This is a genomic window from Rhizobacter sp., from assembly GCF_035702065.1.
In the GTDB taxonomy this organism is placed as follows: Bacteria; Pseudomonadota; Gammaproteobacteria; order Burkholderiales; family Burkholderiaceae_C; genus Rhizobacter.
Genome location: NZ_DASSRA010000500.1, coordinates 1 through 11,056, shown reverse-complemented (window position 1 = coordinate 11,056; position 11,056 = coordinate 1). Strand labels below are relative to the sequence as shown.

Here is an 11,056-nt window from a genome sequence, read left to right as displayed (position 1 = left end):
GCGACCACCCAGCCCGCCGCGGCCGTGATGCCCGCGGCCAGCGGCGCGAACACGAACTGTCCGAACGACCCACCGGCGTTGACGATGCCCGAGGCGAATCCGCGCTTCTCGGCCGGCACCAGGCGCGTCGTGGCGGCCATCAGCACCGCCGGGCCGGCCATGCCCGCGCCACCGGCCGAGAGCACGCCGATCGCGAGGATCAGCCCGGCTGTCGTCGTCATGAAAGGCACGAGCGCCGTGCCGACGGCAATCAGCAGCACGCCGACGATCAGCACGCGGCCCGCGCCGACCCGATCGGCCACCATGCCGGCGAAGGGCTGCGTCAGCCCCCACCACAGCTGGCCGAAGGCAAACGCCAGGCTGATGCTCGCGATGCCCAGCCCGGTGTGCGTGTTGAGCGTGCCGAGGAAGAGCCCCATCGACTGACGCGCACCCATGGTGAGCGAGAAGGTGCCGGCGGCCGCCAACAGCACGAGCCACACCGCCATCTGGCGGCGCGGGGTCAGAACGCTACTCATCGGAATCTCCTTCGTCGTCGGCCATCAAGGCCATGCATTCGTCAAGCAGCGCGTGCAATCGAGCCACGCGCTCAGGCCCCAGGTGGTCGTTGATGCCGATCTGCGCCTGCTTCCACAGACGCTTGGCCTCTGCCCACTTGACGCGGCCGGCTTCGGTGATGGTGACGAGTCGGCTGCGCGCATCAGCGCCGGCGCCCAGCTCCAGCCAGCCCTGGGCGATCAGCGGCTGCAAGTTGCGCGTGAGCGTGGAGGCATCGAGGCTCATGCGCGCCGCCAGCGCCGACGGCTGGATGGGGCCGAGCAGCGCCACATGGTTGAGCAGCGAGAACTGCGTGGTCTTCAGGCCGCTGGCACCTACCGTGGCGTCGAAGCGCCGGCTCACGCTGCGCGACAGCTGCTTCAGCTTGAAGTGGGTGCAGCCGCGCGGGCCAGCGTCGGCGGCGGGTGCTGCCGCGGTGGAGGGACCGGTGCGGGTTCTTGCAGTCATGCGATCATTGTACCTACAATCGTTGTATCTGCAATTGTTTGAGGACAACCATGTCACAAGAACTCGACACCGCCGCGCAAACGCTGGCCGAATGGGAGGCCGAGGAAGCGGCAGTGCGCGCCCGCCGCAGCGCACTCGGCGTGATCCGCCCCGACCAGCTGGCGGGCAAGTCCGGCATCGAGGTCTTCAACGCCATGTTCTCGGGCGAGCTGCCGCAGCCTCTGATCGGCGAGACGCTCGACTTCCTGCCGCTGCGCATGGAACCCGGCCATGCGATCTTCCAGGGCCGGCCGCGCCGTGCGCACTACAACCCGATGGGCACGGTGCACGGCGGCTGGTTCGCCACCCTGCTCGACTCGTGCGTCGCCTGCGCGGTGCATTCCGCTCTGCCCGCGGGCAAGGCCTACACCACGGTCGAGCTCAAGATCAACATCGTGCGCGCGCTGACCGACCAGGTGCCGCTGGTTCGCGCCGAAGGCAAGATCATCCATCTCGGCCGCAGCATGGGCACGGCCGAAGGACGGCTCTACGGGCACGACGGCAAGCTGTACGCGCACGCCACGACCACCTGCTTCATCATGGACCTGCCGCCAGCCAGGTGATCCACCGCTTCCTAGAATGGCGCGATGAAATACCTCCACACCATGGTGCGCGTCACCGACATCGACCAGTCGCTCAAGTTCTACCGCGACGCCCTCGGCCTGGAAGTGATCTCCCGCAGGGAGAACGAGAAAGGCCGCTTCACGCTGGTGTTCCTCGCTGCGCCTGGTGACAGCGAGGCCCAGGTCGAACTCACCTACAACTGGGACCCCGAGGTCTACTCCGGCGGGCGCAACTTCGGCCACCTGGCCTACCAGGTCGACGACATCTACGCGCACTGCCAGCGCCTGATGGACCACGGCGTGACGATCAGCCGCCCGCCACGCGACGGCCGCATGGCCTTCGTGCGCTCGCCCGACCAGATCTCGGTCGAGTTGCTGCAAAAGGGCGAGGCACTGGCGCCCGCCGAGCCGTGGCTGTCGATGCCGAACGTCGGCGCCTGGTAAACCTCAGCTGCGCAGGCGCGTCGCCTCGCGCGCCAGGCGCGTGATGCGCGCCCAGTCCTTGCTCGCCACGGCATCGGCCGGCGTAAGCCACGAGCCGCCGCACACCATCACATTGGGCAGCGCCAGGAATTGGGGTGCCGTCTCGGGCGTGATGCCGCCGGTCGGGCAGAAGCTCACGTCAGGGAAAGGCCCGGCCAGGGCCTTGAGCATCGGGATGCCGCCCGCCGCGGTGGCGGGAAAGAACTTGAGGAAGCTGTAGCCGTCGGCATTGGCCTGCATCACCTCGCTGCCGGTGGCCACGCCAGGCAGCAGGGGCAGGTCGATCTCGCGGCAGGCCTGGCCCACCGCGCTCAGGTAGCCCGGGCTCACCGCGAACTTGCAGCCGGCGCTCTTGGCCGCGTGCGCGTCGACCACGGTGCGCACCGTGCCCGCACCCACGATGGCGGCCGGTACCTCACGGGCGATGGCCTCCATGCACTGCAGCGCGATCGGCGTGCGCAGCGTGATCTCGAGCACCTTCACGCCGCCGTCGACCAGGGCTTGCGCCATCGGCACGGCGTCTTCGATGCGTTCGATCACGATCACCGGGATCACCGGGCCATGGGACGCGAGTTCAAGTGGGTTCATGGTGGGTTCTCTCACAACCAGGTAATGGCGCCCTCTTCGGCGCTGAGCACGTTGCGGCGCATGCCGCCGAAGAGTTCGCGGCCAATGCCGTGGGCGTTGTTGTCGCGCGCGGCCTCGCTGATGTCGGCGCTGTCCCGGGCGGCCCACTCGGCGGCATCGACCAGCGCGTTCAGCGTGCCGGCCACGCCGTCGAGGCGAATGATGTCGCCGTCGCGCACCTTGCCCAGAGGCCCATGGGCCAGCGCCTCGGGGCTCACGTGGATCGCCGCCGGCACCTTGCCCGAGGCACCGCTCATGCGGCCGTCGGTCACCAGCGCCACCTTGAAGCCCTTGCCCTGCAGCACCGCCAGCGGCGGCGTGAGGCGGTGCAGTTCAGGCATGCCGTTGGCACGCGGTCCCTGGAAGCGCACCACGGCGACGACGTCGCGCTCCATCTTGCCGGCCTTGAAGGCGGCGAGCAGTTCTTCCTGGTCGTTGAAGACCATGGCCGGGGCCTCAATCACATGGTTGGCCTCGGGCACGGCCGAGACCTTGATCACCGAGCGGCCCAGGTTGCCGGTGAGCAGCTTGAGGCCACCGGTCTCGCTGAAGGGCGCCGCGGCGCCGCGCACCACCGTGTCGTCGCCGCTTTGCGCTGGCAGGTCGTTCCACACCACGCCGCCCTCGCCTCGCACAGGCAGGCGGGCATAGTCGCGCAGACCGCCGGCACTCACTGCGGCCACGTCGCCGTGCAGGTAGCCCGCATCCAGCAGCTCGCGGATCACGAAGCCAGGCCCGCCTGCCGACTGGAACTGGTTCACATCGGCGCTGCCATTGGGGTACACGCGCGCCAGCAGCGGCACGGCGTGCGAGAGGTCGGAGAAGTCGGTCCAGTCGATCAGGATGCCTGCCGAGCGGGCCACCGCCACCCAGTGGATCAGGTGGTTGGTGGAGCCTCCGGTGGCCAGCAGCGCCACCATGGCGTTGACGATCACACGCTCGTCGACGATACGCCCGATGGGCGAGAAGCGCGGCGTGGTCTTGGTGATGGCCAGCACCTCGCGCACCGCCTCGCGCGTAAGTGCTTCGCGCAGCTCGGCGTGCGGGTGCACGAAGGCCGCGCCGGGTACGTGCAGGCCCATGGCTTCGAGCAGCATCTGGTTGCTGTTGGCCGTGCCGTAGAAGGTGCAGGTGCCCGCGCCGTGGTACGCCGCCGATTCGGCGTGCAGCAGTTGCTCGCGCCCGACCAGGCCTTGCGCGTACTGCTCGCGCACCTTGGCCTTGGCGTTGTTCGACAGGCCGCTGCTCATCGGCCCGGCCGGCACGAAGACGCAGGGCAGGTGGCCGAAGTGCAAGGCGCCGATCAGCAGGCCCGGCACGATCTTGTCGCACACGCCGAGCAGCAGGGCCGCATCGAACACGTCGTGCGACAGCGCAATGGCGGTTCCCATGGCGATGTTGTCGCGCGAGAAGAGGCTCAACTCCATGCCGGGCGTGCCTTGCGTGACGCCGTCGCACATGGCGGGCACGCCGCCGGCCACCTGCACCGTGGCGCCCAGGCGATGCGCCTCGTCGCGAATCACGGCCGGGAAGCCCTCGTAGGGCTGGTGGGCCGAGAGCATGTCGTTGTAGGCCGTGACCACACCGATGTGCGGTGCGCGCTCGGCCACCACGCGCAGCTTGTCGTTGCTGGGCAGCGCCGCGAAGGCGTGGGCGACGTTGGCGCACCCCATGCGGTCGGCGCCGCGCTGCCGCGACGCCAGCTGGTCTACGCGCTTGAGATAGGCGCTGCGCAGCGGGGCGCTGCGCTCACGGATGCGCTGGGTGACTTCGAGCAAAGCTGGCTTCATGCGTGCGCGCCGGGTCAGGCGATGTAACTGGAGCGTTGATTATTGAGTAACCAAGTTACATCGTCAACCGTCCACATGAGCCTCTAGCGGGCTTTCTGCAAGCGCCCTGCGTCCCGAGCGCGGGCAAGCAACTGGCTGCACTCGTCGGCTTCGGCGTGGTCACCGCTTCCCGGGTCGACAAAGGGAATCAACGCCGCCAGAGGGTTCACGAAAGCCAGCAGGGCCGCCGCCCCCGCCCTCGCCGCCAGCGGCTTCTTCTCAAGCGAGATCTTCGGTTCGTGGAAGCTGCCCTTTACCCGGAGGGGGGAACGCAGCGTCAGGGGGCTGAAGTCCTTCGGGGCAACGACGAGACGCAAGTCCAGCGCCTCGTCCTTCATCGAGACGCTGCCGTCGGCCCACAGGTTGGAGTCGCGCGTCTCGACGACCAGCGCGCGCGGGTGCAACACACCCTGCTGGGCCTGCATGTCGGCCAGCGCACAACTCACCGGCAGTGCGTCGTCTCCCTTGACGAGCACACCCAGGGCCTGGGCCACATCGAGGCCCGCTCCCTCGACCGCCAGGTGCGAGACGCGCCCATTGCGCAGCGAGGTGGCCACCGTGCCGTCGAGGCTGCCGAGGATCTGCGCCGTGGAGCGGCCCTTGCCCTTGAGCGATGCGCGGCCCACCAGGCTGCCGCTCACATAAGGCGGTGCGTTGCCGGCGCGCTCTTGCTTGAGCCAACGTTCGAGCTTCACCCCCCACCAGCGCAGGTCGGTCTGCCAGAGCGCGACCTCGCCTGTGCCGTCGAGCGACACCTTGCCGGCGACATTGCCGTCGGCGGTGCGAGCGGTGAGGTCGCTGAGCAGCAGTCTCCCGTCCTGCAGCGTCAGGTGCGTATTCAAGGGCTGAAGCGGCGTGGCGAACAGGCTGCCCAGTTCCACGCGGTCGAAGGAGAGCAGCACGTTGGCGTTCATCGCACGCAGCGAAGGCAGGTCGAACTCCTTGTCGGGGATCACGCGAGAAGATGCAGGAGAAGAGGCCGGCGCCGAGGCGCTGTTCGGCGGGGCCGGCGCACCCTTCGGGTCACCGCCGATGGTGGGCGCGAGGTCCGCGAGCAGCACGCGCGGCCCTGACACGCGGCCGGACAGCACAGGCACGCGCGGACGGGTGTCGTAGGTCATCGCAGCCCTCAGCTTGCTTTCACCCACGGTCGCATCGTCGGTGACCACGTTCCAGACGCCCCCGCGTTTGGCGACCTGACCCTTGAGCACGAAGGCATGGGTGCTGGGCAGCGTGACGCCCAGCGCGTCGCCCACGGCGGCGAGCGAACTGCCCGAGACGCGGAACAGCCCGCGCATGTCCGAGAGCTTGAACACGTCCGTCACCGTGCCCTCGAAGTTGAGCGCCGCCTTGCCGGCCTTGAGGTCGAGTTGCACCGGCACGGGCACCGCATCGCCTCCCTCGCGCAAGAGCGGCGCAATGCCCGCGCTGCGCAGCCTGGCGGTCAGGTGGGCCGGTCCGTACGTGCCTTCCGCGCTGGCAATCAGGCCGCGCAACGCGGTGGGCAAGCGCTGCGGCCCCGCGGGCGCTCCCTCGGACAACTGCAGCTTCGCGGTGATGTTGGCCTTGAGCGGTGCGTCGACGAATGTCAACTCGCCTTGCAGCACCCGAAGCTCGCTGACGGTGGGCAAGGCTGAGCGTTTGGCGTCGTCGGTGGAGGGCTGCTGCCTTGCCGGGTCACCAAAAGCCCATGAGGCCCGGCCATCGGCGAGGCGTTCCGCGTGCACGACCAGCGTGTCGGCATGCAGCAGGTCAATGTCCAGCGGCGCCCCGCGGCGGGCACGCCAGAGGTCACCGTAGGACAGGTGCATCTCGGCGTGCCTGGCATGCAGGAAGTAAGGCTGGCTGCTCCAATCGGGCGCCGCGATCTGCAACGCGGGCACCGTGACCTTCAGCGCACCGAGGAAGCGCACCGTGGCGCGTTCCTGTGCATCCTTGCCCAGTTGCACGTCACGCCGCAGTGCCTTGCTCAATGCCCGTTCCACCGGCGCGGCAAGGAAAGGCCACCCCGCCACCTCGCACGCTGCCACGCCGACCACCACCCCAGACAGCAGGGCGGCGGCGATGAGCCAGCCCCTGTGGCTGCGCCGCGAGGATGGTTTCATGAGCGTCTCCAGCAGGTTGCGCTGAGACGACCTTAGGGCAGCCGCGCGGGTTTCCCTATCGGTGGCAGCCGGCTGGCGCTGTGGGGGATCTCCTACGGCGCAGGGTCAAGGGCTGGTGACGGTGATGTCGACGCGGCGCGCTTCGCGCGGGTCGGCTCCCCCGGTGGTGAGCTCGGGCTTGCTCAACTGCAGCTGCGCAGTGGCCACGCCGTTCGCTTCGAGCGCGTGCTGCACACGCTGTGCACGGCGCTTGGCCAGCTCCGCATTGGCCGCGGCATCGCCCGATGCATCGTGAAAGCCCGAGATGAGAACGCGGGCCTGCGCATCCTGGCGGGCCGCATCGGCCACGCGCACGAGCACCTCGTCGGCCTGCGGCGGCAAGCTGTCCTGGCCCAGCTCGAAGTACACGCGCTGCACTGCGCCCACGACCGACGCCGTGGCCACCGGCGCAGCGGCCGGCTTGTGCAGTTGGCGGTACAGCACAAGCCCGATCACACCGGCGACCACGAACCCGAGAAGGGCCAGCACCACACCCAGCGCGTAGCCCTGAACTTCGTCGTCTTGTGCACTCATTGCAACTCCTTGAAGCGGAAAATCATTCTAGAGTTGCAGGCCATGAACCTCGTCGAGCCCCTGCTTCCCTTGTCGCCGGAACGCGAGCCCGCGCACCTGCTGGCCCAGACCCGCGCAGCTTGGGGCGGGCACCGCGATCTGTGGGTGTTCGGCTATGCCTCGCTGATCTGGCGGCCCGAGTTCGAATCGGTGGAGCAGCGCCCGGCGCGTGTGCACGGCTGGCACCGGGCACTGGAGATGCGCTCGCGCATCAACCGCGGCACGCCCGAGTTCCCTGGCCTGGTGTTCGCGCTGGTGGGCGGTGGTTCGTGCCAGGGCATGGTCTACCGCATTGCGCGAGATCGGGTCGAAGATGAACTGCCACGGTTGTGGGCGCGCGAGATGCCCAACAGCGTCTACGACCCGCGCTGGCTGGCCTGCCGCACGGCGCAAGGCGAGGTCAACGCGCTGGCCTTCACCCTGAGCCGCCACAGCCCCAACTACACCGGCCCGATGGACGACGCGCACCTGGTGCAGGTGCTGCGCCGCGCCAGCGGCCGCTATGGCACCACGCTGGCCTACCTGCTGGAGACGGCCAAGGCTTTGGCCGCGCACGGCATACGCGACAGGAAGATCGAGCGGCTGGTGGCGCTGGCGCGCCGGCATGCGCTGGCGCCGTGACCTGTGGTTCTAGCGTGCTTCGCGGTACAGCATCTGCTGCTGGGCGACGCGCACGCGCGCGAGGTCGTCTTCGGTGTCCACATCGAGCAGCACGCCGGGGTCGTCGACCTCCACGCCCTGCGAGGGGTAGCGCGCCAGCAGGCGGCGCGCGCCTTCGTCACCGGTGAGCATCACCAGCTCGGAATACAGCTCGGCTGCAAAGCCCACCGGGTGCCCGCGCCGGCCACGGTACTGCGCGTAGGCCACCGGGTGGCTCTCCAGCGCGCTGGCGACGGCGTTCAAGGTGCGCGTCTGCACCATGGGCATGTCGGCAGGCAGGATGAGCCAGCCCGAGGCATCCGAGCGCGCCGCCACGCCAGCGGCAATCGAATAGCCCATGCCGAGCCCGCGGCTGGCGGCCGATGTGACGGCGGGCAGCACCACCACGTCGCGCGTGGCCACATGGCGGCTCACGAGTTCGACCAGCGGCTCGGTCGTCACCACCAGCACGGGCAACTCGGTGGCCAGTGCATTGGAGATCGTGGTCGCGAGCACCGTGGACGCACCCAGGGCCTGCATCAGCTTGTGCTGGAACCCCTGGAAGCGCGACCCCTGGCCCGCTGCCAACACGACGACTGCCGGCCGTGAACTCATTCGGCCTACCCCCTTTTGTTGTGTCTCATCGGTACCCCCACATGGGCCGATGACCGTGGCTTGAAGGATGGAAGCTCGCGGTCTGCGAAGATAGTGGGGGCTTCACTTAAGGCCTTCCCCGTAAGCTGTTTTATGTACAGGGATGCACTCCGATTGGAACACTCGGGTTCGACCTGAGTGCACTTTCTATACTGCCGACATGACCCACATCGCCGACCTGCGAAAGAGCTACGAACGCGCCGAACTGGACGAAGCCGCGTCGCGCAGCGACCCGCTGGAGCAGTTCGGCCTGTGGCTCCAGCAAGCGCTGGATGCCCAGGTGCCCGAGCCCAATGCCATGACGCTGGCCACCGTGGGCGAGAACGGCCGCCCCTCGACCCGCATCGTGCTGATCAAGGGCTTCGACGCGCGCGGCATCACCTGGTACACCAACTACGAAAGCCGCAAGGGGCAGGAACTGTCGGTGAACCCGTTCGCCGCGCTGCAGTTTCATTGGGTCGAACTCGAACGCGTGGTGCGCATCGAGGGCCGCGTCGAGAAGACGAGCACCGAGGAGTCGGACGCGTACTTCGCCTCGCGCCCGCTCGACAACCGCCTGGGTGCCTGGGCCTCGCCGCAAAGCCAGGTGATCGGCTCGCGCGCCGTGCTGGTGGCCAATGCCGCCAAGGTGGCGGCACGTTTCGCCCTCTCGCCGCCGCGCCCGCCGCACTGGGGCGGCTTCCGGCTGGTGCCCGAGGTGTGGGAGTTCTGGCAGGGACGCAAGTCGCGCCTGCATGATCGGCTGCGCTATCGGCGCGAGGCCGACGCGTGGGTGCGTGAGCGGCTCGCGCCCTAAGTCTGGACGTGCCGTTCCACCAGCGCGGTGAGCGCGCGCAGGAAGGCGTGGAAGTCGATCGGCTTGGTCCAGTAGTCGTCGAAGCCGGCGGCACGTGCGCGGCTCACGTCGTCGGGCATCGCATTCGCTGACAACGCGACGATGCTGCTGCCGGCCAGCGAACTTTCAGCGCGCAGGCGGCGCAGCACCTCGAAGCCGTCGATGTCGGGCAGTTGCATGTCGACCAGCACCGCGTGGGGTGTGCTTCTTCGCGCCATCTCCACGCCGGTGAGGCCGTCGACCGCAACCGTCAAGGCCACATCCGGGCGCATGGCGACGAGCTCTTGCACGAGCAGCACGTTGACGGGGTTGTCTTCGATGTAGAGCAGGTTCAGGCGTGCCGACGGCGCTGCCTCGATCGAGTCGGGATGGAAGCCGCTCAGCGGAGCATGGTCGGAGCGCTCGCTCGGCGCCTCGGCGGGCAGCGTCACGCGGAACTCGCTGCCGCGGCCGGGTTCACTCGCCACGCTCACGTCGCCCCCCATCAGGCGCACGAGGTGGTGCACGATGGCCAGGCCGATGCCGGTGCCCTGGATGGGCCCACGCTCCGCGCCCAGGCGGTTGAAGGGCTGGAAGAGCTGCGCGCACTGCTCGGGCGTGAGGCCGCGGCCGCTGTCGCGCACGCTCACCACCCAGGCCGGCCCACCCTTGTGTTCGCCGGCGTAAGACGACACCCACACATCGCCGTTGGGGCGGTTGTACTTGATGGCGTTGCTCAGCAGGTTGGAGAGGATCTGCCGCACCCGCCGCGGGTCGGCGCGCACCCAGCCGGAGAGCGGCTGCGCGTGCACCGTCACGCCGGCCTGCGTGGCCTGGAGCTGCGTCCACTGCAGCACGTCGTCGAGCGAGGCTTGCAGCGACACCGCCTCGTCGGCCAGGGGCAAGGCATCCGACTCGATGGTGGCGAGGTCGAGCACGTCGTCGATCAGCGCCAGCAGGTGCAGGCCGGCCGAATGGATGCGGTCGACGCGCTGGCGCTGCTGCAGGCTGGGCGCATCGGAGGCGTCGTTGAGCAGCAGCTGCGCGAAACCCAGCACGGCGTTGAGCGGCGTGCGCAGCTCATGGCTCATGCGTGCGAGGAACTGGCTCTTGGCCTGGCTGGCCTGCTCGGCCGCCGCCTTGTCGCGCAGGGCCTGCTCGGCGCGGCGGCGCTCGGTGATGTCCCAGGTCACGCCGACCATGCGCTCCGGCTCGCCCTGGGCATCGCGCTTGACGAGCCCGCGCGTGGACAGCCAGCGCACCGAGCCGTCGGGGAAGACGACGCGGAACTCGTTCTCGTAGTTGTCGCTGTCGCGGCCTGCACGCGCCTTGTTGCGGTTGATGAGTTCCAGGTCGTCGGGGTGGTAGGCCGCGTAGCGGCGGTCGTCGGGTGGTGTCTCGGGGCCGACGGGCAGGCCGCGCAGGCGGTACATCTGCGCATCCCACTTGGCCTTGCCGGTGCGCAGGTCGCGCTCCCAGGTGCCGATGCCGGCCGCTTCGGCCGCGAGGCGGGCGCGCTCCTGCGTCTGGCGCAACTCGCTCTGCGCGCGCTGCAGGCTGGTGATGTCGAGGTTGACGCCGAAGGCCAGCTCGCGCCCGGCCAGCACCTCGCGCCGCGACCACGAAGCCACCCAGCGCACCACGCCGTTGGGCCGCACGATGCGGAACTCGGCATGCAGTCCCTGC

General features: G+C 69.1%; 12 protein-coding genes. 4 read left to right on the top strand and 8 right to left on the bottom strand.

The window, feature by feature from the left end:
* Together VFL64_RS22545 and VFL64_RS22540 are read right to left on the bottom strand one after the other, a co-directional pair.
* A partial coding sequence (locus tag VFL64_RS22545; protein ID WP_489542631.1) for an MFS transporter occupies positions 1-518 on the bottom strand: 518 nt, incomplete at its 3' end.
* On the bottom strand, positions 511-1,005 hold the full coding sequence (locus VFL64_RS22540; RefSeq protein ID WP_489542630.1) for a MarR family winged helix-turn-helix transcriptional regulator: 495 nt from the start codon (positions 1,003-1,005) through the stop codon (positions 511-513). The genes VFL64_RS22545 and VFL64_RS22540, both read right to left, overlap by 8 nt.
* A gap of 50 nt (positions 1,006-1,055) precedes the next feature.
* Here VFL64_RS22540 and VFL64_RS22535 point away from each other — a divergent pair, with 50 nt between their 5' ends.
* Positions 1,056-1,607 carry a PaaI family thioesterase gene (locus VFL64_RS22535; RefSeq protein WP_489542629.1) on the top strand — a complete coding sequence of 184 codons (552 nt, stop codon included), beginning with the start codon at positions 1,056-1,058 and terminating at the stop codon, positions 1,605-1,607.
* A 24-nt stretch (positions 1,608-1,631) separates the two neighbouring features.
* On the top strand, positions 1,632-2,051 hold the full coding sequence (locus tag VFL64_RS22530; protein WP_489542628.1) for a VOC family protein: 420 nt from the start codon (positions 1,632-1,634) through the stop codon (positions 2,049-2,051).
* A 3-nt stretch (positions 2,052-2,054) separates the two neighbouring features.
* Here VFL64_RS22530 and VFL64_RS22525 read toward each other — a convergent pair whose 3' ends face one another.
* The 4 genes from VFL64_RS22525 to VFL64_RS22510 form a co-directional block, all read right to left on the bottom strand.
* On the bottom strand, positions 2,055-2,678 hold the full coding sequence (locus tag VFL64_RS22525; protein WP_489542627.1) for a bifunctional 4-hydroxy-2-oxoglutarate aldolase/2-dehydro-3-deoxy-phosphogluconate aldolase: 624 nt from the start codon (positions 2,676-2,678) through the stop codon (positions 2,055-2,057).
* A gap of 11 nt (positions 2,679-2,689) precedes the next feature.
* A complete protein-coding gene (gene edd / locus VFL64_RS22520; RefSeq protein ID WP_489542626.1) occupies positions 2,690-4,507 on the bottom strand; it encodes a phosphogluconate dehydratase in 1,818 nt (605 codons plus the stop codon).
* A gap of 83 nt (positions 4,508-4,590) precedes the next feature.
* Positions 4,591-6,651 (bottom strand): AsmA family protein, encoded by a 2,061-nt coding sequence (locus VFL64_RS22515; RefSeq protein WP_489542625.1) that lies wholly within the window; start codon positions 6,649-6,651, stop codon positions 4,591-4,593.
* 105 nt (positions 6,652-6,756) lie between these two features.
* On the bottom strand, positions 6,757-7,224 hold the full coding sequence (locus VFL64_RS22510) for an OmpA family protein (RefSeq protein WP_489542624.1): 468 nt from the start codon (positions 7,222-7,224) through the stop codon (positions 6,757-6,759).
* Positions 7,225-7,266: 42 nt separating this feature from the next.
* Between VFL64_RS22510 and VFL64_RS22505 the strand changes: the two genes are divergently transcribed.
* Positions 7,267-7,884, top strand: coding sequence for a gamma-glutamylcyclotransferase (locus tag VFL64_RS22505; RefSeq protein ID WP_489542623.1), 618 nt, complete (start codon positions 7,267-7,269; stop codon positions 7,882-7,884).
* A gap of 9 nt (positions 7,885-7,893) precedes the next feature.
* Here VFL64_RS22505 and VFL64_RS22500 read toward each other — a convergent pair whose 3' ends face one another.
* On the bottom strand, positions 7,894-8,517 hold the full coding sequence (locus tag VFL64_RS22500) for a nucleotidyltransferase family protein (RefSeq protein WP_489542622.1): 624 nt from the start codon (positions 8,515-8,517) through the stop codon (positions 7,894-7,896).
* Positions 8,518-8,716: 199 nt separating this feature from the next.
* On the opposite strand from VFL64_RS22500, the gene pdxH reads away from it, so the two are divergent.
* The gene (pdxH, locus tag VFL64_RS22495; protein WP_489542621.1) at positions 8,717-9,352 is read left to right on the top strand and encodes a pyridoxamine 5'-phosphate oxidase; all 636 of its coding nucleotides are present in this window, start codon (positions 8,717-8,719) and stop codon (positions 9,350-9,352) included.
* Here the strand turns inward: pdxH and VFL64_RS22490 are convergent.
* Positions 9,349-11,056: ATP-binding response regulator (locus tag VFL64_RS22490; RefSeq protein ID WP_489542620.1), on the bottom strand; the 1,708-nt coding region annotated here is incomplete at its 5' end. The two genes, pdxH and VFL64_RS22490, sit on opposite strands and share 4 nt — an antisense overlap.